Below are 24,205 nucleotides of genomic sequence, written 5' to 3'. Positions count from 1 at the left end.
ACCCGGAAACCCGAGCCTGGACGGACGGTTGCCTGGGTGGGTTTTTTGACGACACAGCGTCCCGGGCGGACCATGTGCCCCCAGGACGCTACAGGGAGGTCGCACCATGAGGACAGTCACGCTGATGGGAATCCTCGCCACGCTGGCGACCGGCTGCGCCACCACGGGCGCGCCGCTGGAGCCCTGGCTGGACTCCTACAGTCTTCGCTACCGCTCCGCCTCCCCGCCCGCCTTCCCGCGCGAGTCCCTCTCCAAGCAGGTGGCCACCGCGGACCGCGAGGCGCCCGCGGAGCGTCCCGGCAAGGTGGCCGCCCGCCCGGCCGGGGCGCCGGGTGGAAAATCCCGCGCGACGCCGGCCCGGGCCACGCGCCCCACCCCCGTGGCCGGTGACGCCCGCGCCAAGGTGGTGACCACGGCGCGCTCGCTGGTGGGCAAGACGCAGGTCTCGCTCAACGGCCGGAAGTACCCGTCCGACTGCACGGGCCTCATCGAAGGCGTCTACGCCCAGGCCGGCGTCACCTTCCGGGGAACGGTGCGGCCCGGCGACAACGGCGTCACCGCCATGTACCGCTTCGCCCGCTCGCGAGGCCGCGTGTATTCGGAAGAGCGGCCGACGCCGGGCGACCTCGTCTTCTTCAACGAGACGTATGACCAGAACCGTGACGGGCGCCGCAATGATGGCCTCACCCACGTGGGCATCGTGGAGAACGTGAGCGCCAGTGGGACTGTCACCGTCATCCACCGCGTGCGCCGCGGCGTCGTGCGCTACCGCATGAACCTGGAGCGCCCGCACCTTCGGAGGGATCCCAAGACGGGCGAGGTGCTCAACGACATGCTCCGGCACCCGGGCCCCAACCGCGCGCCCGTCCTCACCGGGCAGCTCTTCGGAGGCTACGGCAGCGTGCTGCCCAATCGCCCCAAGGCCCAGAAGCCCGTCCCCGTGGCACTGCGGTAACGGGCCCCTGGATTTCCGACTACGCGCGCGCCGTCCGGTCCCACGCGGCGCGCTGCGAGTTGCGCAGGAAGCGCCAGAACCCCACGACGATGGCCAGGTTCATGGTCACGAAGTAGTACGCCACCGACGCGGCCTTCTTCGCCGTGCCCCGCTTCAGCACCCCCGTCTTCCCCAGGTACGCGAGCGCGTAGAACAGCGCCTGGCTGAACAGGGTGAACTGGTAGAAGTGCCGGTCCAGCAGGAACAGGTTCGCCACCAGCGCCAGCCCCATCAGCGCGGGGGCGCACCAGCGCAGCAGCTTGTGCGACCAGAAGGCGAAGGCCGGGAAGCCCGCGGTTGGCAGCAGCAGCCCGGGCACCATGCGGATGCTCTGGAAGTTGCCCGCGGCGATGCGCGCCCGGCGGCCGAACTCCTTGCCGTAATCCTCCGTGGTCTCCTCGTGCGCCACGGCGTGCTCTTCGTAGACGACCTTGTAGCCCTGCTCCAGGATGCGCAGCGGAATCACGAAGTCGTCCACGATGGTGGACGGCGGCAGGTGGGTGAACAGCGAGCGCCGGATGGCATAGAGGCCACCGTTCGCCCCCACCACCGCGCCGCGCCGCCCCTCGTACATCTTGATGAGCGACTCGTAGCTCCAGTAAGCGCTCTCCTCGTAGTCCTGCTTCGTGGGGTTGTAGAGCCGCAGCTTGCCGCAGACGGCCCCCACCTCCGGGTCCTCGAAGTGGCGCACCAGCCGCTCGATGGCCTCGGGTTCAATCATCGTGTTGGCGTCGGAGAGGACGACGATGTCCCCCTGCGCCATGGGGATGCAGCGGTTGAGCACCGTCGTCTTGCCCGCCCGAGGCGCCGGCGACAGCCGCACCCGCGCGTCGGAGCAGCCGCGGACGAGGTCATCCGTCCCGTCCGACGAACCATCCGAACCGATGAGCACCTCGAACCGCTCCGCCGGGTACGCCAGCGCGAGGCTGTTCTCCAGCTTCTGCTGGATGCACGAGGCCTCGTTGTAGGCCGCCACCACCAGGCTCACCGAGGGCAACGCCCGCTGCCCGCCAAAGCCCTGCTTGACTGTTTCCGCGCGCCGTACAGCTCGGGCGTTCTTGATGAGCACCTGCGCGGCCCCTTCGAGCAAAAAAAGGCTCAAGGGGTAGAGAAAGTAAGTGTGCGCGAGCAGCAGCACCGCACCCCAGAAGAAGACCTCCGCCATCAACCCTGCCTCCCAAGCACCCAGTCCTCGCAACGGTTCCGGGTTCAGCAAGAGGCGTGCCTCGTCCACGCGCTTGAAATCACACGCAGTGGCGCCACGGAGGGCCCGGCGCTGGGTGAGGGACTGGACTTTCTCCAGCCCTCGCGCCCGAGGACGCGGTCGTCGCTTCAGGGCGAGGCGGCGTCCGCGTCAATCTGCGCGATCAGCCGAGCCGCCGCCTGATGGTTCGGGTTCAGCGCCACGGCGTCGTCCAGGAGTGAACGGGCGGCGGCCGTGTCCTTCAGCTTCAGCGCCACGCGCGCACCGAGCAGGTAGGCGCGCAGCAGCGTGCTGTCAGCCTGGCGCAGCGCCTCCAGCTCCTTGGCCACCGCCTCGAGCGACTCCGGCGGCGACCCGGCGCTCAGCGCGTACTCGGCCCGAACCAGCGTGCTCCACCGGTACGGTGCGCGCTCCACGTTGCGCAGACGCTCTGCCAGGGCCAGGGAGTCCGGCGCCGCCAGGACAGAGGCATGGAGGGCGCGTGCCTTGAGCCGTGCCGCCGCGGCGCTGGGCGGCTCGGACTCCGGCGCCTTGCTCAACTGGGACACCTGCCCGTCCAGCTCCTTGCGCAGCGTGTCGGTGGTGACACGCAGGGACGCCATGTCGCGCGCGTTGGCCTCCTGCTCCTGCTGGAGCGAGGTGCGGCGAGCCACCTGTTCGGACAGGACGCGCATCTTCGCCGCGGCCTCCAGCCCCCGGGCAATGGCATCGCCCCGGAGCCGCAGCCGCTCGGCATCGGCCTGGACGTCGGACAGCTTCAGGGTGAGCGCCACCGCCAGCTCGGCCTGGACGTCGACGTAGCCGGGATTCGCGATGGCGATGACTCCCAGCCGCTCGATGGCCTGCTCGCGAGAGGCTGCGTCATCCCGCCGGAGCAGCACCGATGCCCGGTCCGTCGCCTCCACCACGGCGGCGGGAATCTCCACCCCACGACGCTTCAGCGCGACGTAGCCCAGCGAGGCCACCACGATGAGCCCGACCAGGCTGGCCAGCACGACCCGGGGACGGATTCGTTGAGCCCTGCCGTTCTCGAACGCTCGCGCGCCGTCCATCGACAGACGGGTCGACGCAATTAGGTCCGGAGGGAGCTCCAGCGGGGCCCGGCGCGACGCGGCTCCGGCCAGAGGGCCCAGGTCCGAGCCACTCGCGTCGTCGAGGGAGCTCAGCCCCCCTGCTGTCCCGGTGCCCGGCGTGGCGGTGGGCTCCGATTCAGGAGGGCGCTGGATGCCACCATCAGCGCCCGACAGTGGCGACAGACCGAAGGGGCTCGTCGACCGGACGCCCGCGAAGGGTTCGGCGGCATCAAGCGCGGGCATGGGAACGGGCGGCACGGAGCCGAAGACCCGCTTCGACCCCACAGGCGCCTCGGAGGCAGACGGCGGAACGGCGCTGAACGTCTGACTGCGACCCAGCGGCGCCACGGAATCACTGGCGGGAGGCGCGGCGAATCCAACAGGGACGCCGTCCAGCGAGGCGGCGCCCTGGGAGGCAACCCGCGGAATCGGGCTCACGGGAGGAGGCGTGGGCACAGAACCCGGGTCTGGCGTCATGGAGGCGTCAGCCCGCGCAGGTGCGTATGCACCAAACGTCTGGGTCGCTTGACCTGGTGCCACGGAGCCAGGTCCGGCACTCCCTGGCGACCCAGGTTGCTGTCCGGGAACCGCGCCGTAGGTCTGCGTTCTTCCCACAGTGGGAATCGCAGGTGCCACCGGAGGCACCGCGCCGAACGCCTGTGTCCCGGCTCCGGGAGCCCCGCCCCGCGGCGAGGCGCCAGCATCAGCCGCCGGTCCCCTGAAAGGGATTGTCCCGAACGCCTGCGTCCGCGGCTCGGAGGCGACCGGGGGTACCGCGCCGAACGTCTGCGTCGCGTTGCTTGCATGCCGCGGGCCCGGCACCTCGGCGAAGGCCTGCGTCCTGCTCACAGGGGGCGCCACGCCGAACGTCTGCGTCGCGTTGCTCGCTGCCGGAGCGGCCCCGACGCTCTGCGCGGCTCCAACGGGAGGCACCGCTCCAAACGCCTGCGTCGCGTTGTCGGCGCCCTGCCCCTTCGAGGCCACCGCACCGTACGACTGCGTCGTACCCGCCGGAGCCCCTGGCGAAGGTGTTTGCGCCGGACGGTCCGCGGCCCCCGCGCCGAACACCTGCGTCGTCGTCGTGACGGACGAACCCGCCGTGGCGCCGGGGGGCGTCCCCGCGAAGAGCTGCGTGGACTTCATGCTCGAGCGCGCGGGCCCCGCCCCGCCCGTCACCGCCGGAGTCGAACCCGAGGGCGGCGACGCGCCGTGTGGCGCGGCCTTGAACACGTGACCACAGCGCGTGCACTGAACGGAGGCACCGCCCGGTGGCAGCAAGCGGGAGTCGAGGACGTACTGCATCGAGCACTGAGGGCACGAGATCTGCACCCGACGTGCTTACCACACGGGCCCGGCGTCCGGAGGCGCGCCCAGCGCCGCGGCTGCCCGGAGGGTCTGCAACTTGGCAGCACCCACGCCACGGACGGCATCCACGTCAGCCCAGCTCTTGAACCCGCCCTGCTCCTCGCGAGCCTCCACGAGGCTCCGCGCCAGGGAACGCCCGACGCCCGGGAGCAGGGCAAGCTCCTCTTCGGTCGCCGAGTTCAAATCCAACGGACGCCCCAGGGCCAGCGCCTGAGCCCCGGTCGGCACCGCGCCGTCACCGCAGACGGCCACACCATCCGGACGGATCCGCACTGACGCGGCGGCGCAGTCCAACGCGGGCGCCGCATCCGGCCAGCGCAGGCGTGCGACCACGCCCACGCTCAACACCCCCAGCGCCACGGCGGCGAGCGCGGCGGTGCGGCTCGCCACGCTTTCAGACCTTCTCGCCCATCAGGGCCGCCGTCTCGGAGACGGCGGAGACGCCTTCCGGCGGCATGGGCTGATCCAACCCGAAGGCGGTGTGCAGCGCGCGCACGGCCAGCTCCGTGTACTTGGCGTGGACCACGCATGACACCTTGATCTCCGACGTGGAGATCATCTGGATGTTGATGCCCTCGGCGGACAGCGCCTGGAACATCCGCGCCGCCACGCCCGAGTGATTGCGCATGCCCACGCCCACGATGGACACCTTGGCGATGTCCCCGTCCGTCTCGATGCCGGACGCGCCAATCTCCTCGGCGACCTTCCGCACCACCTCCTGCGCGGTGAGGAAGTCCGTCTTGCCCACGGTGAAGGTCACGTCCGTGCGGCCGTCCTTGGACGGGTTCTGCACGATGAGGTCCACCACGATGTGCTTCTCATTGAGCGGACCGAAGATCTTCGCCGCGGCGCCCGCGACGTCCGGCACACCGCACACCATGATCTTCGCCTCGTTGCGGTCATACGCGACGCCGCGGACCAGCACATCCTCCATGGAACTGTCCTCCTCACACACGAGGGTGCCGGGGTCGTCGGAGAAGGACGACTTCACCCACAGCGGCACCTTGTACTTCATGGCGAACTCGACCGAGCGGATCTGCAACACCTTGGCGCCCACGCTGGCCAGCTCCAGCATCTCCTCGTAGGTGATGCGGTCCAGCTTGCGCGCGGACGGAACCATGTTGGGGTCGGTGGTGTAGACGCCGTCCACGTCCGTGTAGATTTCACAGGCGTCCGCGTTCAGCGCGGCGGCCACGGCCACCGCGGTGGTGTCGGAGCCGCCGCGGCCCAGCGTGGTGACGCTGCCGGACTCGTCCACGCCCTGGAAGCCCGCCACCACGACGATGTGCCCCCGGGCCAGCGCGGCGCGGATGGGCTGCGCGTCGATGCTCTTGATGCGCGCCTTGGAGAAGGTGCTGTCGGTGACGATGCGCACCTGGTGCCCGAGGAAGCTGGTCGCCTTCCCCTGCTGGGCGTGGATGGCCATGGCCAGCAGGCCGATGGTGACCTGCTCACCGGTGGCCACGACGACGTCCTGCTCGCGCTCGTCCGGCCGGTCGGTGATTTGCGTCACCAGCTTCAGCAGCCGGTTCGTCTCGCCGGACATGGCGGACACGACGACGACCACGTCATGCCCGGCCTCCTGGGCGGCCAGACAGCGAAGGGCCACGTTCTTGATGCGGGCCACGTCACCTACGGAGGTACCGCCATACTTCTGGACGATGAGTGCCACGGCGCCTGCAACCTCCCTCTTCAGACGGGCGGGAGCTATACGAGCCCGGCCGCCGGGTGTAAAGCGCCGGCCAGCACCCCCGCGCCCGTTTACGCTAGGGTGCCCGCCCTTTCGCCGCACCCCTTGGAGCCCCGAATGTCGCGCCCCCGTATCCTCATCGACGGTGACACCCTGAAGCTCGAGGAAATCCTCCAGGTGGCTCGCAACGAGGCCACCGTGGAGCTGTCGCCCGACGCCGCCACCCGCGTGCGGGCCTCGCGCGCCCTGGTGGACCGCGTCGCCGCCGGAGACACGCCCGCCTACGGCATCAACACCGGCTTTGGCACGCTGGCCGAGGTCCGCATCGACAAGAAGGATTTGCGCGACCTCCAGCGCAACCTCATCCTGTCCCACGCCTGTGGCGTCGGCACGCCCCTCCCCCTGCCTGAAGCGCGGGCGCTGCTGCTGCTGCGTTGTAACGTGCTCGCCAAGGGCTACTCCGGTATCCGCATGGAGACGCTGGCCCTGGCGCTGGACATGCTGAACCGGGAGGTCGTGCCCGTGGTCCCCGAGCGGGGCAGCGTGGGCGCCTCCGGAGACCTGGCCCCGCTGGCGCACCTGGCGCTCGTCCTCATCGGCGAAGGTGAGGCCTTCTACCAGGGCCAGCGGATGCCCGCGAAGCAGGCGCTGGAGCGCGCGGGCCTGCAGCCGGTGGTGCTGGAGGCCAAGGAGGGCCTCGCCCTGGTGAACGGCACCCAGGCCATGTGCGCCGTGGGTACCCTGCTCCAGCTTCGCGCGGAGTCCCTGGCGGACCTCGCCGACGTCGCGGGCGCCATGACGCTGGAGGGCCTGCTGGGGAGCCACAAGCCCTTCATCCCTGAGATTCACGACGTGCGCGCGCACCCGGGCCAGAAGGACGTGGCGGCGCACCTGCGGCGCATCCTGGTGGGCAGCGAGCTGGTGGAGTCACACATCCACTGCAGCAAGGTGCAGGACCCCTACTCCCTGCGCTGCATGCCCCAGGTGCACGGCGCGGCGCGCGAGGGCATCGCGTTCTCCCGGCGCATCCTGGAGGTGGAGGTCAACAGCGCCACGGACAATCCGCTCGTGTTCGCGGACACGGAGCGCATCGTGTCGGGCGGCAACTTCCACGGCCAGCCCATCTCCCTGGCCATGGACGTGGTGGCCATGGCGCTGACGCAGCTGTCGTCCATCAGCGAGCGGCGCGTGGAGCAGCTCGTGAACCCGGCGCTGTCCAACCTGCCCGCGTTCCTGGCGAAGAACTCCGGGTTGAACTCCGGCTTCATGATTGCGCAGGTGACCAGCGCGGCGCTGGTGGCCGAGTCCCGCGTGCTGAGCCACCCCGCGTCCGTGGACTCGATTCCGTCGTCCGCGGGCCGCGAGGACCACGTGTCCATGGGCATGACGGCGGCGCTCAAGGGACGTCAGGTCAGCGACTTCGCCCGTTCGTGCCTCGCGATTGAAATCCTGGTGGCGGCGCAGGCCCTGGACTTCCGCCTGCCGCTGAAGCCCGGCAAGGGCGCCCTCGCGGCGTACGAGCTGGTCCGCTCGAAGGTCCCCCACATGGACAAGGACCGCGAGCTGCACCGGGACATCGAGGCGGTGACCCAGCTCGTCGACTCCGGCGAGCTGCTCGCGGCGGTGCGCTCCGCCACGGCGTGAGCGGAATCAGCGTCTTGTCCGATGTCGATGGGCCCGAAGCCGAGAGCGTGCTCTCGATGGCTTCGGGCTCATTTCCGTGACGTGACCCCACGCGATGAACAGCGCCGCGCAGGGCGCGCCCTGGCTTCACGGTCCGGTGCAGCTCGCGGTCCTTGTCGTTTCGGCGACAAGGCCAGACAGGTCACGACAGGCCCTACACGCCTCGGCGCCTGGGCGCGCGCGCCGTCACCTGTCGCATGCTCCAAAGACAGGTGATGTTTCCAGTTGAAACCCTCATGGACTCCACGGCCGCGAGGAACGCGCGCCGGACGTCCTCGCGTGCGTCGGGCGGGAGCTGGTCGGCGTCGTAGGTACTGGCGAGTGAAGCCCAGACCTGCTCCGGCGGCCCGCACTCCTGGACCTCGAGGTCGAAGACGTCGACATACTCGAAGGCGAGGCCGAAGAGTGCCCTCAGCCCCTCGGTGGAGCGGAAGCGCGTGTCGCCCAGGCTCAGCACGGGGCGCGGCTGCGCGTCGATGGCGGATTTCATCAGGGCTCGGAACACCGCGAGCACCCCAGAGGGTACGAAGCCGCCGCCGACGACGCAGGACAGCTTCCCGTCGGGCTTCAGGGTGCGGCGAGTCTCGGAGAGGACCGTCTCACAGTCATCCATCAGCATGAGGGCCAGGTGGCTGAGCACGACGTCGAGACTGGCGTCCTCGAAGGGGAGCGACTGCGCCACGCCTCGAATCAGCGTGGCGGCCCCCTTCAAACGCGACTGGGCCTGAGCGAGCTCGTCCTCGCTCATGTCCAGGCCGACGAGTCGCGGCGGCTGAGGCTCCCGCCGAGCGAGCAACTCAAGCAGGTAGCCATCACCGCAGGCCAGGTCGAGCACCGTGTTCGGCCGCGCGTCCTGGGGAACCTCCGCCGCCAGCAGCGCGTAGGTGGAGGCGAAGCGGCTGTCGCCCCGAGTCACAGGCGTCTTCGCGAACCACCGCGCGGTCACGCCCGCGAGCCGGCGGTGGTAGTCGAGGAGGTAGGACTCGGTGTCGGACGGAGCCATGGTGCCCCATAACACAGGCGGAGCCGTTCACCGGGGCAGCCCGCGCGCAAGCCTCGAATCACCTCCCTTGAGCTGGCGGCGCAGTTCCTCCGTGGACATCGACGGCGTCCCCACTGAAGTCATGAGCGTCTGTCCATCCTCGGAATAGAGCGCCGGGCGCCGGTACAACATCCGGAGCGCGTGCAGGTGCGGGTACACCTGTGACGCTTCGGGGTTGAGTTCGCGCAGATGCTTGCGAAGCAGCGGCGCGAACTTCGGGCTCATGGCCGGGAAGATGTGGTGCTCCTGATGGTGGCTGAAGTTGTAGTGCAGCCAGTCCATCACCGGATGCGTCGCCACGCTGGCCGTGTTCACGAAGGGGTTGTCGGACTCCTCGTGCGCGGCCAGCAGCCAGTGGTTGGTGGCGATGTAGATCATCAAGGTGATGTTGCCGATGAGGAGCGGAAGGATGAGCGCATAGAGCGCCCCTAGCGGCCCCATCCACCAGCCCACCGCGACCCAGCCCAGCGTCAGGAGCACCGTGAGGATGCGCTCCCGCGTCCGGTGCATGTGCACATGCTTGAACTGTGGCAGCCGGCTGTGATGCCACAAGAAGGCCTGTCCCTGGGCGGTGAAGAAGAAGCTGAAGCTGACGAAGCTCAGCAACGAGCCCGAGCCCGGGGACATCGCGTGGAACACCTTGGCGAACCACTGGGTCCGCCACTCACTCTGACGCGGCAGGATGTCCGGGTCGCGAACCAGGACGTTCGCCGCGCTGTGGTGTGCCTGGACGTGCCACGCCCGCCAGTTCCCGGGCGTCACCAGGAACGGGCTGAAGCCCACCCAGCCCAGGAGACTCTCGAGCGCCCTGCTGCGGAACACCGCGTGGTGCAGCGCCTCATGCGCCGCCAGGCCCACGGCCGTCACCAGTTGCCCGAGCACGAACGAGATGAGCAGGCACGCCCACCACGGCAGCCGCCCGCTCCCCGCGGCCCACATCAAGCCCCCCATCACCGGAACCAGCCCGAGCGCGATGACGCCTCGCAGGGGCTGCGGCTGGAAGGACTCCGGCGGCATCAACCGGCGCAGCTCGGACCGCAGCCGCCGGGGATCATCGGCGGGAATGGGCCCCGCCTGGGAAATGGAAGAACTCATGCGTTCACCCGAAGGAAGGAGGTCTCAAGCCATGGGCCGCGCAAGGCCGCCCTCGAGCAACATCCGAAGCCGCCCCGCCTCATCGAGCGCCGCCACGCTGCCGCACTCCAGCAGGTCGCCATCCACTCGCGGCGGCAGCGCCTTCAATGAGAGCTGAAGCGGCGCTCCACCCCGGACGTCCACCAGGCCCCGGTCGAACGTGGCCCGCTGGAACTGGATGGGCGCGAACACCGCGCTCGACTCCCCATCCACGTGCATCGCGCTCAGCCGCAAGGCGGCATCCAGGACGAGCGCGGGCACGGTGCTGCCCGCCTGACGAGGCTCGGTCGGCAGCCCCAACCTCGCGAACCGGGCCGACGGCTCGATGTGAATCTCCTCCAGGCAGTCGAACATCCTCCGCAGCTCGATGGGCGCACCCGCCGCGCAGTGCGGGTCGTGGACCCGCAGTGCCTTTCCCGACGGCGCCGCCGCATCCAGCTCCGGCGTGCCCCGAGGCGGCTCCGCCGTCAGCGTGAACCGCGCCTCCGCATAGACGAGGTCCTTCTCCAGCACGACCCCCGAGGCATGGACGATGTCCCCCATCAGCCGGACCCGCACGCCAAGACGTCCGGGCTCATCGATGAGGGGCGTGCATTCGGCGCGCAGGTGCTGGCGGCCCCCCGGCTTGACGCGGATGAAGCGCGAGAACCGGACGTCCTCGATAGTCACGGTGCGCAGCTCCGGCCGCCCGTTGCCCACCGCCGCTTGCAGCATCAGATCCAACGCCCAGGCCCCAGGCAACGTGGGCGTGCCACGCACAAGGTGGTCCTCCAGGCACGGCACACTCGCCGCATCCACGACCAGCTCGCGCTGCACGGGCCCGGCCGACGCGGAACGCGCCTCCTCCGGGGGCAGGACCTCCAGCGCGTAGTAGGAACGCTCGCTCTCCGTGAGCTGGACGTTGATGGCCTGCCGAGGCCGCCCATCCACGAGCTGGAGGAAGAGCGCTTCGCCCTCCTCCGCTCGGATGCCACGCAGATGCCGGCTGGCACCGAGCACGCGGTACTCCGAGCCCCGCGTCATGCCGATTCCATCCCAGGCCAGCCAGCCCACGCTGCACCAACGGACCTCCTGGCTCGCGTCGCTGACCCAGGCGCAGAGCCGGTCCAGCGCCTCGTTCGCCGCGCCGTAGTCCGCCTGCCCGTCATTCCCGATGTAGCTGAACGCGGAGGTGAGGACGTGGAACGGCACCGGCCGCGCGAGCCGGCTCACGCAGGCTTCCCGCAGGTTCCGCAGCCCCAGCAGCTTGGTGCCCAGGTTCGTGCGCAGCTCCCCGAGCTGCCTGCGGTTCAGCTTCTTGGACGTCTGCGTGCCCGCCCCATGCACCACCAGGTCCAGCCGCCCATGCGTGTCGACGATTTCCTGGACCACGCGGTCCACGTCCGACGCGCGCGTGACGTCCACGGCCCGGTAGAGCACCTCACCCGGGAGCCGGCCCAGGCCCTCCAGCGTGGCCTTCAGCTCGCGAGCGGCCAGGAAGCGCTCGAAGCGCTTGCGCAGCTCCGACATCCGCACGCCCCGGTTGCTGGCCAGCTCCGAGGCGTAGAACTCCCGCTCCAACTCAGGCAGGTCTTCCTCACGGGCCTGCAGCACGCGCAAGGGTGCCTCATCCGGGTCACTCCGGCCTACGAGCACCACCTTGCATCCAAACCGCTTGAGCAGGGCCCCCGCGAGGACCGCCGTGACACCCCGCCCTCCGCCCGTGAGCAGGACCACGGAGCGCGAGTCGAGCGTCGCCGCCGGGTCCGCCGTGACGTCCGTCACCCGCAGCACGCGGACACAGCGCACCGGACCATCGAAGCAGACCTCGATGGAGTGATTCCCGTCCATCTCCGAGCCTACCTCCGAGCCCAGCTCCGCCTCGGCCAGCTCGAGCGCCTCCTGGAGCGGCATGGCCGTGGTGGAGAGGGCCCGAACGTTCCGGGCAGGCACTTCCCGCCCGATGGACTTGAGCATTCCCGCGAACAGCCCCGACATCGGATGCAGGCATCGACGTGCGCCCACGGCGCCCATGCACAGGCTCGCCAGCTCCACTTCACCACGAGACAGGCGCTCATACGCGCGACGGGCGACCAGGAAGAGCAACTCCAGGGCCCCGTGCTTCATCGCCGTGTCCGCGACCACCGCGGCCTCGCCCCCCCCTGCCTCGATGCGGCTGACCGCGAGGATGACCTCCGGCTCGAAGCCAAGCGCGGCCAGTCCGGCCTCCGCTGAAGCGTCGGTCGTGAGGTCGACGTACCGGAGGCGTCCCGAGTCCGAACCGGTCCCCGGGCAGAGAATCAGGTGCTCCGCTCCACAAAGGGCATCGGCCCGGGCCGCGAGCTCGCGCGCGAGTGCCACGTCCTCCGCGATGAACAGCACCCGACGGCCTCTGAGATACGACGGCCGCGTCTTCCGAGCCGGCCGCTCCACCAACACGGGTGACAGGTACTGAATGGGCGCGGCATGGTCGAAGCCCCCCGCTGCGCCCTCGCCAGAAGACGACGCGGATTCGACAGAACGGGAAGTTGCCAGCCGCGCTCCCTCGGACGGTCGGGACGGCAGCTCGCTTCGGCCGTCCGTCACGGCATCAATGTGAGTCCGAAGAGGCGGCGTGGAGGCGTCGATTCGCGCCCCCTGCGAAGGCCGCTCGCCTTCGACATCCCGCCCGTCCGCCATCGGCCGGAGCTGCACTTCGAACCGGAGCCCCGTCGCGACATCGGCGTGGAACCGCAGCGTTCCAGCACGCCCCTCCGCCGCCGCCTGTACGGCGCGCAGCAGCGCCAGGCTCTCCGCCGCCGAGTGCGGCGGCAGGTCGACACCCGCACCTGTCCCCTTCGCGCCACGAGTCGAAAGCTGAAGGTGGCACATGGGCTTCAAGCCGAGCCTTCGGGCCTTCTCCGCCGTCGTCACCGCGAAGAGCGCCGCGCCTTCCTCGGGCTGCTGTGCCCCTCTGACTTCACCCGGCCTGCCAATGTGCGTACTGCCCACGAGGACCAGCTCGAAGCCACTCTCCAGCAGCCCTCGCGCGGCCTGGAGCGCCGCCGAAGACGACGCCGCCCCCGCATCCACCACGAAGTTGGGCCCCTTGACGTCGAGCGCCCCCGCGACACGGCCGGGCGTGACGTTCGGCATCATCCCCTGGAGCGTGTACGGCCCCGAGGGGCGGAGGCTCCCCATCACCGCGGATTGAAGACGCTCCGCCAGGGGCAGCACCGCGGCGGACGCTGGCTCGCGACGAGCCTTCTCCCGCAAGCGCCGTTGCAGCGTGAAGGACAGGACGCGCTGGACCGCCTCGACGCCACGGCGCGTCTTGCCTTCGAGCCCCAAAACGATGGCCGTCCCCGCGCGGAGCGTGTTGAACGTCCCCAGCTTCTGGACGAGCGCACTCGCGACCACGAGCCCCAGGTGCTGCGTCGCGTCCATGTCCTCGGAGATGTCGGGCAGCAGGCGCACCGTGGGCGGCAGGCGCAGTGCCTGCAGGTCGAAGCGCGTGCCTGGCTCGACGGGAACACCGGCTTCGGGTCGCCCGTGTCCATCCGGGAACAAGCCCTCCGCGGCCACGACCACGAGTTCAGCATCCGACGGGGTGCCCTCGCGCGACCTCGGCGCTGACGACGGCCCCCGGTACTCCTCCAGCACCAGGTGGGCATTGGTTCCGCCGAAGCCAAAACCGTTGGTGGCGGCACGACGAGGCAATTCGCCGTTCTCCGGCCAGGGCTGCTCGCGCGTGTTCACCTCGAAGCCCGGCCCCATGGCGCGCAGCGAGGCACCGGGCGCATCGAAGTTGGACTGCACCGGGAAGGTCCGATGCTCCATCGCCTTGCACAGCTTGATGACCGAAGCGGCACCCGCGGCCCAGCCAACGTGGCCAATCAGCGCCTTGACGCTGGCGAGCTGAACGCCGCTGCGCTTTCCGCCAAAGACGCGAGCAATCGACTTGAGCTCGGTGGCGTCCCCCGCGGGAGTGGCGGTTCCGTGCGCCTCGACGTACTGCACGCTCGCCGGGTCAACCTGGGCCCCCGAGTAGCACGCCTCCATCGCGGCCACCTGCCCCTCCGACCGGGGCACGTTCGCCGAGCTGCTCCGTCCATCACTGGAGAGCCCCGCGCCGCGAATGACGGCATGGACCCGGTGTCCCGCCGCGACGGCGTCCTTCAAGCGCATCAGTCCCACGACGCCCGCGCCTTCTCCGAAGATGACGCCGTCCGCACGCGCGTCAAAGGGCCGGCTCCCCGTGCCGGACAGTCCGTTGAACTGGGAGAACAGACAGCTGTTTCCAGGCCCCGGAGAGAACACGCCGCCCGCGAGAATCAGGTCCGCGTCCCCACGCTCGAGCGCCTTCATGCCCAGCGCCATGGCATAGAGCGACGACGCACAAGCAGCGTCCAGCAGCGTGGTGGCGACGCCCTGCCCCACCACGTCCGTCACCACGGCCTGCAAGGTGGGATGCGGCGCCAGGTCACTGGAGATGGCGTCCACCCCAAAGGCCTCACGGGCGGCGCTCGCGAGCGCCGCGACGTCCTGAACCCGCTCGCCCCGGGCGCACAGCAGGGCCTCTCCAGCCTCCACGCTCAGCGCGGCGTCGTACTCGGCCGACCCTTCCGCCGTCGAACCGAGCAGGCACTGGATGCGCGCGGGCGACTTCGATGCCACGGGCTTCAGTCCCTGCATGGCCTGCGAAAGGGCGATGGCCAGCAGCTTCTGCTCGCGGACGTACTGCTGGAAACGCGCCGAGTCGAAGCCCGGCGGCGAAACCAGGTCCTCGTCCCGCACACACCCCGAGAGCAGGGTGTACGTCCGGTCTGGAGTCCCCGCGGGGCCCGCGAAGTCCGTCACCAACTCGGGCCGCAACAGGCCCTGGTCGACGATGCCGCTGATGCCCTTCCGGATGTTCTGCCAGTACGTCTCCGGGTCCTTCGCTCCCCCGGGAAGGATGCAGCCCAGCGACACCACGGCAATGCCGCTGTCGTCGACCGCGGCCGCATCCACGGACTTCGGCTCGGCCGGAAGCAGCTTGCTGATGACGCTCACCTCGGCAGCCGCCTCCGCCGGGATGATCTTCTGGACGATGCGCGCCAGGACTCCCGTGGTTCCGCAGTCCACGAAGCGCGTGCACCCCGCGCGGGACAGCGTCTCCACCGTCCCCAGGAAATCGAACGAGCGCACCAGGTGCGATGCGAGCGCATCCGCCAACTCTTGCTGCCCGCCTACATAGGCGCGCCGCTCGATGGGTGAATAGACGCGGCCACGCGGCGCCTGCATGGGCACACGGCCCAGCAGCTCGCGGAAGGCCTTCGCGGCCGGCGCCATGTCTGGATGGTGGAAGGGGTAGCGGCTCGAAACGAAGGTGAAGCCCTGCCCCCGGCCTTCCAGTAGCGCGCGGAGACGTTCGAGCGGACCGCGCGCTCCCGCGACCACCGTCTGCCGCGCATGATTGCGTCCCGCGACGTGCAACCCCGACGCGCCGCACTCCGCGATGGCGCGGACGGCCTCGGGCTCACCGAGCGCCACCGCCGCCAGCGTCCCGAAGTCGTCGGGAAGCACCTGAAGCGCCCGGATGCGCTGGCAGACCACCTGCGCGCCAGCGCGCAAGTCGAGCGCACCCGCCGCCGTCATCGCGGCAATCTCCCCGAAGCTGTGCCCCACGAACACGTCCGGGCACACCCCCTGACGCTGCATCCACCGGGCCCCCAGGACTCCGGACAGGTAGATGCCCAACTGGTCGAGCTGAGGCCGCTGTTCCAGCGCATGCCGGACGTCCGCGACGTCACGCGCGGCGAGCAACGGCTCCGCCTCCACCCCGGCCGCACGACATGCGGCGGCGACACCTTGAAGCGCGTCTCCGAAGTCAGGCTCGAGCGCCTTCAACTGGAGGTAGAGCTCGGGCTCGAACGACCCCTGCCCGGCGAACAGGAAGGCCGTCGCCCCTGGCGGCAGCACCAGCGCATCGGGCCGCTCGGCGGTACGCGCCGCGGGCGCTCCCTCCAGCGAAACGACGCGGGACGTCCCCAGGGACGCCGGGTCCGCGAGCAGCGACTTCGCCAGCGCCCGGAGCGGCTCCGGAAACACGTCCTTGAGCGCCGAGCCCCCCTGCTGGACGCAGTCCCGGAAGCTCCGTGCCCCGGCGCGCTCGAAGATGTCCGACAGGGAGTCGAAGCACCGAAGGAAGGACTCGGGAAACGAGCACAGGGCGCCCGACGTCCGGTCCGCACAGAGCACCGTCTGGAAGCCGCACGCCACCGGCGTCCCATCGCTCTTGAAGGTCCGGAAGCAGAAGCGGATGGAGACCTCTCCCCGCTCCTCCAGCGTCGTCAGCACCACCAACCGGTCTCCCAGGTTGGCCGGTGCCAGGTTGCGCGAGTAGCCCTCGTAGGTGAGCAGCAGCACCTGGTCGAAGTCGCGCCGGAACTCCGGCACGTCGAACACGTCCGGGCTGAAGAGCAGGTGCTCCCGCCCAGCACACTGGAACTTGAAGTTCGTGAGGAAGTGATGGCTCCCGTAGGCCATCGTGTCATCGAAATGAATGTCGTACGGGACCGCGAAGTAACCCATGGCGATTGGCTCCGGTACGAGGTTCAGGAATCGAGCGCGAGGAGCGCTCGCACGTCGTGGTCATGGGTGAGAGACACGCGCTGCGCCACGGGACGCCGTGCGTCCGGTAGCAGCCCGTCCACCGTGCTGGAGAGCCCCGCATCCACCACCCAGATGGCGCCGTTCACCCGGCGCGTCCTGGGCCCCAGGAGGAGCTCGGTGACGTCGGCGACATCCTCGGCGGTGCAGAGTTCCCCGCCTGGCGTGGCTGTCTCCCAGCGCGTGACCCGGCTCGCCGCGTCGGGGAACATGCGCAGCAGCTCTCCATGCACTGGTCCCGCGGACACGCAGTTGGTCCGGATGCCATCCTGCGCCAACTCCGCGGCCAGGTAGCGCGTCAAGGACTCCACCCCGGCCTTCACCACGCCCTGACAGCCCAGGTCGTGCATGTACCGCTGGGACATCGAGGTGGACATCGTCACGATGCTGCCGCCGCCACGCCGGGCCATCAGGGGCCGCGCGCGCATGGCGCACTCATAGGTTCCCGTGATGCACGTACGGAACGCCTTGTCCCAGTCGCGCGGAGTAATCCGGTCAAACGGTCCGATGAGGCCGTTGGACGCGTTGCACACCAGGAAGTCCAACCCGCCGAACTGCGCCTCGATGCTGGCGAACATCCGGTCCAGGTGCTCTTCCTGCGCGACCGAGCCCCAGGCGTGGAACGCCTTCCCCCCTGCGTCAACAATCTCCCGAACCGTCCGCTCTCCCTCGTCACGGGAATGGAACGAGTTCACCACCACCGTCGCCCCCGCGCTGGCCAGGCGCGCCGCGATGACCTTGCCAATCCCCTTCCCGGAGCCCGTGACGAACGCGACCTTCCCCGCGAAGGGCAGCACGGCAGGCGGCGGCGCCTGACGCGGCGCTCGGTCCTCGCGCACGTGCGTCGCGACCACCGGTGGCGCCACGACCTGCACCGGCGCCGCGACCGCCAGCCGGGCGCGCGCCATGTCGCAGATGGAGGAAATCGTCCGCAGCCGCTGGGAAGGCTGCGGAGCATCCGTCAGGCCCAGCTCCTTGATGAGCACGGCCATCACCTCGGCCTGCTTGACCGAGTCGACGCCCAGCTCGTCCTCCAGGTCCGCATCCGGCGTCAAGAGCGCTTCCGGATAGCGCGTCACCCGAGCGAAGACGGCACGGACCCGCGCCTCCAGGTCCGCCACCGGCGGGCCCGCGGATGCCGCCGGGGACACGGAAGCCACGGCAGGCACCGGTGGAGGCGTCGCGATGGCGGCAGGCCGCGCGTCCGCGAGCAGCCGCGCCACCACGTCCGCCATCGCGCCCAACGTCCGCGCCTGAGCGCCCCGTGGCAGCCGCTCCGGCGGAATGTTGAACTCGCGCCCGACCACGGCCGCGATCTCCGCCAGCTTGACGGAATCAATGCCGAGCTCGTCCTCGAGCTGTGCGTCCGCCGTCAGGATGTCCACGGGGTACCGCGTGACGTCCGCGGCACAACGGCGAATCCGCTGGAGAACGTGCTCGACCGCGTGGGTGCCCTGATGCGCTGCGTATGTTGTCATTGCCGACCCCTGGTTTCCCGGTTCGCGGCAATGAATGCATCAGGGGTCTGACACGACTTGCGGAGGCGGATGTCCCCGCACATTCAGCGCACGCAGAAGCTCGCACGCGGGAAATATTTCCGGCGGACGCAAGTTCATCCTTGCGCTGGCGGCTCGTCCGTGGGGCGGACGATGGCCCGCAGGTTCACCAGTGGCGCTGCCCCTTGCTCTTGTGCGCCTTCGCGTCCTCCGGATTCTGGATGCGCGCCCGGTACACCTTGCGGCACACGGAGCAGTAGCACCGCATGAAGGGAGACGGGTGATGCGTCTCCACGCTGAACCGCACGCCGCGACAGTGGCAGCAGCCTTCGAGCTTCATCACTTGTCCTTGGAGAGAATGAGCACGCTATAGGGTCCCAGGTTGTTCAGCGTGCCACTGGCCGGCATGCCGTCCTTGCCGTTCCACCGGCCGCCCACGTCGAAGCTCTGGGCGTTGCCGAAGTCATTGGAGTAGCCCTGCCAGTCGCTGTTGAAGCGCACCTTCCAGGTGCCGTCGGCGGGCAGGCCCAGGTCGTAGTTGGACAGGTGCTTGCCGCCCATGTTCACCACGACGATGGTGTCGTCGCCCGCGCCGCCCTTGTCCCAGCGGTGGAAGGCGACGACCTTGTCGTTGTTGTTCACGTGGTGGACGTTAACGTTCTCACCGCGTAGGCCGGAGGTGTTGTCGTTCCAGTTGCGCCGCAGCTTGATGAGGTCCGTGTACGCCTGATTGATGCCTGCGAAGGTCTCCTTCTTCTTCCAGTCGAGCGGATCCGCGTCCTGGAAGTGGCCGTCCTCCAGGAACTCCTGGCCCTGGAAGATCATCGGGATGCCGGGGCTCGTCATGGTGAGCGCGGCGCCGATGATGGAGCGCTTCTTGGCGTGGTAGCCCCCCGCGTCCCACCCCCCCACCTCGCTGGGCAGGCGCTGCTTGCCGTTGGCCACCTCGTCGTGGCTCTCCGTGTAGATGACGCGCTGGAGGGCGCTGCCGTTGTACTTGAAGCGGATGGCGTCAGCGACGGCGTTCATGTCCCGGTCGCTGTCGGAGAACGCCGTCAGCGCTTCGCGCATCGGGTGGACGAACCTGGCGTCCCACTGGCTGTCGAAGTTCGCCCCGTCCGGGTGCGTGAGGGCTCCGTCGGCGCCCAGGTCCTCGGCGATGATGATCTTCTGGGGGAACTCACGGTTGACGGCGTCGTTGATGTCGCGCAGCAGTTGCCACCCCTCGGGGTTGTCCACGCCGCTCGCCATCCGGATTTCCTTGGTGGCGTCCACGCGCAGGCCGTCCATGTGGTAGTCGCGCAGCCACATCATCGCGTTGTCGCGCAGGTAGTCGCGGACCTCGTGGCGGCCGTAGTCGGGCCGGGTGTCCCCCCACGGCGTCTTGGCGCGCCAGTCCGTGTAGAAGTAGCTGCCGCCCTTTCCGTACGTCTCACCGTCGAAGTCCCAGTGCGGCAGGTCGCTGGGGCCCAGGTGGTTGTAGACGACGTCCATGACCACGCCGATGCCGCGCTTGTGGGCCTCGTCGACGAAGCGCTTGAGGTCGTCCGGCGTGCCGTAGGCGCTCTCCGGCGCGTTGGGATAGGCCGGGTTGTAGCCCCAACTGAAGTCCGCAGCGAACTCGGCCGTCGGCATCATCTTGATGACGTTGATGCCCAGGTCCGTGAGGTGGTCCAGCTTGTCGATGGCGCTCTGCCAGTTGCCAGGACCCCAACCGGGCTCGTCGTTGAAGGTGCCCACGTGCATCTCGTAGATGACCGCCTCGTTCCAGGGCGGCATCCGGAAGTCGTGGTCGTGCTTCCACTGGTACGCGCTGTGGTCGACGATGATGGAGTTGCCGGTGGAGTTGGTGACGTCGTTGGCGCGCGGGTCCCCCTTCCAGCGCCAGTCACCGTGCTTGCCCTGGATGACGAACTGGTACTGGTCGCCCGCCTTGGCGCCGGGAACGTCGAGCGAGAAGTTGCCGCTCGGCTCGCGCTGCAGCTCCACCGCCTGCCAGTTGCTGAACTCACCCGCCACCTGCATGCGCTGGGCGTTGGGCGCCCACACGCGAAACAGGGTGCCGCCGTCGTAGGGAATCGCGCCCATGCCGGGGCGGCTGGACGGCTGCGTGGGCACCGCGGCGGCGCTCATCCGCAGGGGCTCCGGCAACAGCGTCCCAGGGGTGTGTTGCAGCGACTGCGCGCCCGTCTCGCGGCTGCCCGCCAACGTGGCGGTGTGCCGCTGGGCTTCCGAATTGCGCGTCTGACGGGCGTCGTCGAAGAAGTCCTTCACCGGGGCGCGCTGGGACGCGGCGGTGGTCGCCGCCGCTGGACGCTCCTTCGCGCGCGGCTCGGCGGCGCGCTGGGGGGCGGAAGTCTTGGCGGTGGCGGGACGGCTCGGTGGATGGATCCGGGAGGTCATGGCTCGGCCGTGGTTCGTGCGAGGAGTGGGGGCTCCCCGAGTATCGGCTGACCTGAGGCGAGGTTGCGTCCACCCGGCGCAAATTTCCGCTGATGTCCGACATTTGAACCGACAGTTTCCAGGGATGCCATGAATCCCCGGCTCTGACGCGGTCCGCGGAGGTGACGCGAGAGGCCTGTGATCCGCCCCTACCCCACGGCGGTGGCGACCGGAGCCGCAGCATCGGCGGCCTCCGGAAGCGCGTCGAAGCTCTCGAACGGGTTCTCCAGCATCTCCCGGAGCGTGTTGGCGAGCACGCCCGCGTGGAATCCGTCGATGAAGCGGTGGTCGAACGTGGCGTTGATGTTCATCACCTTGCCCGGCACCACCTTGCCGTCCTCCACCACGGGCACCTCCTTCACCGCGCCGGGCGCGACGAAGATGGGCACGCGCGTGTACGGCGCCAGCGGGACGTAGGCCGTGTCCAACCCCAGCGAGCCCACGTTGGTGATGATGGCGGACCCGAAGGCGTCCTTCGGCATGCCGAACCGGCTCATGTCCAGGTTCAGCGTGTACATGAAGAAGGACAAGAGCCAGGTGAAGGTGTTGAGGAACAGGTAGGGGATCTTCTGGATGGTGCCCTTCCCCTTCTCCAGGGCCACGTCCCGGCGCTCTCGGACGCGGCGCACCGCCTCCTCCAGGTCGTTGGCGATCTCCTTCAGGTTCTTCTTGTCCGCGTCCTCGATGCGGGCCGACGTGAGGTCCACCTTGCCGCCGTCCGTCTGGACGACGAGCGTGGACAGCGTCACGCGCTGACGCAGGTAGATGCGGTTGAAGCGGAGGATGGCGTTCGCGTCCGGGCAGCGGCGCAGCGCCTCGCCCATGGCCTTGGCCACCAGGTGCGTCACCGTGAGCCGCACCCCCGTGCGCTGACGGAAGGCCTCGATGTACGCCATCGCCTTGTCCATGCGGACGGTCAACGTCCCGTAGACGGTGGGGTCGTACGCCGTCTTCCAACTTCCAATCGCAAGCTTGCGAAAGCTCGACAGGTCCCGCTTGGGGATCAACTCCAGATGCGCCATGTCCCCAGTGTCGCCGCATGGCCCACCTCAAGGGAAGGGCGGGTCCCCCGGCCAACGCCCCTGCCCGCCCCGGATTCAACATGACGCACCGGGTCGTTGTTCAAACCCCGGCTTTCCAGGAACAACCCTGCCAGTCGGCCGCCTTCTCCACGACCTGTCGGAGTGAAGAATTCACTGTAAGTATAAAATTCACGGCATTCATTGCATGACACGCTCTCTGGGGACGTCAATTCCAAGCAACGTCAATTGATTCTCGGGAGAGGTCGGGAAGACCCATTTACATTCAGTGCCCGGGCGGAAGACCATACGCCCTCCATGGCTGGCTTCCGCTTCTGTTCCGCCCTCTTGCTGATGTTTGCCCTCACGTCCTCGGCCCACGCGGCCGAGGCGGGCCCCCCTGTCAACGTGCTCGACGGGTGGCGCTTCCGGTGGGGTGACTCCCCCGTGGGCTCGGAGGGCACGCCCCTGTGGGCGAAGGAAACGGGGGATTCGAAGGAATGGCGGACCACCCCCGCGCTCGTGGCGCCGGAGGGACGCGGCGACCACAAGTTCATGTGGCTCAGCATCCCCGTCCCCGACGGCGACTGGACGGAGCCCGCGCTGTACCTGGGCGAGGTCACCCACGCGTTCGAGGTGTACGCGAACGGCCGGCACGTCTACACGAGCGGCAAGATCCGGCCGGACAGCTACGAGATTGGAGAGAACCTGTCCTGGCACATCGTGCCCCTGCCGCGCGACGTCCTGGGCACGCGCGTGCTGCTGCGCATCCAGTCCAGCAACCCCAACATCGGCGTGACCCAGGCCGCGCAGGTGGGCTCGCGGTACGACCTGCTGGTCTACGTGACGCGACAGGGCCAGGCGCCCTTCGTCATCTGCTGTCTGCTGATGGCGGTGGCGCTCGGCGCGGGCGGCGCCTTCGCGCTCCACTGGCGGCGGCGGATGCTGGCGGGCCTGGCGGTCTCCGCGGCCAGCGGCGGCATGATCCTCCTGGGCCTGAGCGGCATGCCCACGGCGCTGTGGGGTTCGTCCGCTGGCGCGACGCTGGGCACCACGGTGGGCATCTTCCTGCTCGTCGCCGGTCTGATGGAGTTCGTCTCGGACGCGCTGCTCGACAACCGGCGCGGCTGGTTCCAGAAGGCGGCCATGGTGTTCTCGCCCGTGGCGGGCCTGTGCGCCCTGGCGACGCTCCTGGACCTGGGCATCGGGCAGCGCATCCTCGTGCCCTACCTCCCCATGGCCATGGTGGTGCTGCTGGTGGTGCTCTCGGTGGCCATCACCCAGGCGTGGATGGGCAACCCGGACGCGCGCTTCTTCGTCGGCGGCTTCGCGGGGCTCGTCATCTCCATCGTCCTCACCATCCTCCCCGTCATCGGACTGGTGGGCTGGTCGCTGGGCAACGTCACGCACTGGGGCTACGTCGCGTTGACGCTGTCGCTGCTGGGCATCGTCACCCGCCGCTCCATCATGGTGGTGCGCACGCTCGAAGCGCACACCCACCAGTTGGAGGCGCGCGCACAGGAGGTGCGCAACCTGGCCGAGCGCATGGGCAACGGCGCCGGCGAGCTCGCCACGGTGGTGCAGCAGCTCCGCTCGTCCAGCGACGAGCAGACCGAGGGTGTCAGCCGTCAGGCCGTGGCGCTCCAGGAGGCGGAGCAGACGGTGAAGGAGATCCGCCGCAGCTCGCAGATGACGGCGGAGAAGGCCAGCGCGCTCGCGGCCTCGGCGGAGAGCGCCGAACAGGTGGGCCGCGAGGGCACGGCCGCCCTGGAGCGCACGCTGTCGGACCTGGCGGCCATCCGCACCGAGGTCTCCGACATGGCCCGGCGCATCTTCGCGCTCGACGAGCGCACCCGCGAGGTCTCCGGCATCGTGGACTCCGTGAAGGACCTGGCGGATCAGTCCAACATGCTGGCCATCAACGCCGCCATCGAGGCGGCGCGCAGCGGCGAGAGCGGCCGTGGCTTCGGCGTGGTGGCCCGGGAGATGCGCGGCCTGGCGGACCAGTCCATCCAGGCCACGCACCGCATCCGCGAGGTGCTCGACGGCGTCAGCAACAGCATGCGTGAGGCGGCCCGCTCCAGCGAGAAGGGCGACGAGCGCGTGCGGCTGAGCCTCGACGCCGTGCGGACCTCCAGCGCGCAGTTCCAGCAACTGGCCGACATCATCGGCGACACCAGCTCCAGCGTGCGGCAGATCACCGCCGCCGTCAGCGCGCAGGACGCGGGCACCCACCAGATGGCCCAGGCCATCCAGGAGCTGTCCGGGCAGATGCAGCGCACGCTGAAGACGGTGCAGGAGACGCAGGAAGCCACCCGCTCCGTGCAGTCGCTCGCGGAGAGCATGTCCGGCATGGCCAGCCAGACGCTCAAGGCGGAGGGCCTGTCCGTGCCCGCCGCGCAGGCGCAGGCGCGCTGATTTCGCGGCCTCCCTCTTTCCGAGCCCGGCGGC

15 protein-coding genes are annotated in these 24,205 nt (G+C 69.5%); 4 read left to right on the top strand and 11 right to left on the bottom strand.

Annotated elements, in window-relative coordinates; all coding sequences use genetic code 11:
- Positions 1-106 precede the first annotated feature (106 nt).
- Entirely contained in the window at positions 107-955 is an 849-nt protein-coding gene (locus tag KGD87_RS06505; protein WP_284666621.1) for a CHAP domain-containing protein, read from the top strand.
- Positions 956-974: 19 nt separating this feature from the next.
- Here the strand turns inward: KGD87_RS06505 and KGD87_RS06500 are convergent, their stop codons facing one another.
- Positions 975-2,159, bottom strand: coding sequence for a glycosyltransferase family 2 protein (locus KGD87_RS06500; protein ID WP_284666620.1), 1,185 nt, complete (start codon positions 2,157-2,159; stop codon positions 975-977).
- 167 nt (positions 2,160-2,326) lie between these two features.
- Positions 2,327-3,709: a tetratricopeptide repeat protein gene (locus KGD87_RS06495; RefSeq protein ID WP_284666619.1), complete on the bottom strand. Its 1,383-nt coding sequence runs from the start codon at positions 3,707-3,709 to the stop codon at positions 2,327-2,329.
- A gap of 643 nt (positions 3,710-4,352) precedes the next feature.
- On the opposite strand from KGD87_RS06495, the gene KGD87_RS06490 reads away from it, so the two are divergent.
- On the top strand, positions 4,353-4,505 hold the full coding sequence (locus KGD87_RS06490) for a hypothetical protein (RefSeq protein ID WP_284666618.1): 153 nt from the start codon (positions 4,353-4,355) through the stop codon (positions 4,503-4,505).
- 104 nt (positions 4,506-4,609) lie between these two features.
- On the opposite strand, the gene KGD87_RS06485 is transcribed toward KGD87_RS06490, so the two are convergent.
- Both KGD87_RS06485 and KGD87_RS06480 read right to left on the bottom strand, forming a co-directional pair.
- Positions 4,610-5,026, bottom strand: coding sequence for a ComEA family DNA-binding protein (locus KGD87_RS06485; protein ID WP_284666617.1), 417 nt, complete (start codon positions 5,024-5,026; stop codon positions 4,610-4,612).
- 4 nt (positions 5,027-5,030) lie between these two features.
- On the bottom strand, positions 5,031-6,308 hold the full coding sequence (locus KGD87_RS06480) for an aspartate kinase (protein ID WP_284666616.1): 1,278 nt from the start codon (positions 6,306-6,308) through the stop codon (positions 5,031-5,033).
- 135 nt (positions 6,309-6,443) lie between these two features.
- Here KGD87_RS06480 and hutH point away from each other — a divergent pair, with 135 nt between their 5' ends.
- The gene (hutH, locus tag KGD87_RS06475; protein WP_176415458.1) at positions 6,444-7,970 is read left to right on the top strand and encodes a histidine ammonia-lyase; all 1,527 of its coding nucleotides are present in this window, start codon (positions 6,444-6,446) and stop codon (positions 7,968-7,970) included.
- Positions 7,971-8,163: 193 nt separating this feature from the next.
- On the opposite strand, the gene KGD87_RS06470 is transcribed toward hutH, so the two are convergent.
- From KGD87_RS06470 to KGD87_RS06440, 7 genes are all read right to left on the bottom strand, one after another.
- Positions 8,164-9,012, bottom strand: coding sequence for a class I SAM-dependent methyltransferase (locus tag KGD87_RS06470; RefSeq protein WP_284666615.1), 849 nt, complete (start codon positions 9,010-9,012; stop codon positions 8,164-8,166).
- Positions 9,013-9,039: 27 nt separating this feature from the next.
- Positions 9,040-10,146 (bottom strand): fatty acid desaturase family protein, encoded by a 1,107-nt coding sequence (locus tag KGD87_RS06465; RefSeq protein WP_284666614.1) that lies wholly within the window; start codon positions 10,144-10,146, stop codon positions 9,040-9,042.
- A 24-nt stretch (positions 10,147-10,170) separates the two neighbouring features.
- Positions 10,171-16,719, bottom strand: a complete 6,549-nt coding sequence (locus tag KGD87_RS06460) for a type I polyketide synthase (protein WP_284666613.1) — start codon at positions 16,717-16,719, stop codon at positions 10,171-10,173.
- Between the two features lie 23 nt (positions 16,720-16,742).
- Positions 16,743-18,275 carry an SDR family oxidoreductase gene (locus tag KGD87_RS06455; RefSeq protein ID WP_284666612.1) on the bottom strand — a complete coding sequence of 511 codons (1,533 nt, stop codon included), beginning with the start codon at positions 18,273-18,275 and terminating at the stop codon, positions 16,743-16,745.
- 184 nt (positions 18,276-18,459) lie between these two features.
- Positions 18,460-18,633 (bottom strand): GFA family protein, encoded by a 174-nt coding sequence (locus KGD87_RS06450; RefSeq protein ID WP_284666611.1) that lies wholly within the window; start codon positions 18,631-18,633, stop codon positions 18,460-18,462.
- A complete protein-coding gene (locus tag KGD87_RS06445; RefSeq protein ID WP_284666610.1) occupies positions 18,633-20,696 on the bottom strand; it encodes an alpha-amylase family glycosyl hydrolase in 2,064 nt (687 codons plus the stop codon). Before KGD87_RS06445 ends, KGD87_RS06450 begins: the two co-directional genes overlap by 1 nt.
- 188 nt (positions 20,697-20,884) lie before the next feature.
- Positions 20,885-21,757, bottom strand: coding sequence for a 2-oxo acid dehydrogenase subunit E2 (locus tag KGD87_RS06440; protein ID WP_284666609.1), 873 nt, complete (start codon positions 21,755-21,757; stop codon positions 20,885-20,887).
- A gap of 315 nt (positions 21,758-22,072) precedes the next feature.
- On the opposite strand from KGD87_RS06440, the gene KGD87_RS06435 reads away from it, so the two are divergent.
- On the top strand, positions 22,073-24,172 hold the full coding sequence (locus KGD87_RS06435; protein WP_284666608.1) for a methyl-accepting chemotaxis protein: 2,100 nt from the start codon (positions 22,073-22,075) through the stop codon (positions 24,170-24,172).
- Positions 24,173-24,205 lie beyond the last annotated feature (33 nt).

It is taken from the genome of Myxococcus sp. SDU36, assembly GCF_030168875.1.
Classification (GTDB): domain Bacteria; phylum Myxococcota; class Myxococcia; order Myxococcales; family Myxococcaceae; genus Myxococcus; species Myxococcus vastator.
This window is presented reverse-complemented; position numbering and strand designations above follow the sequence as displayed.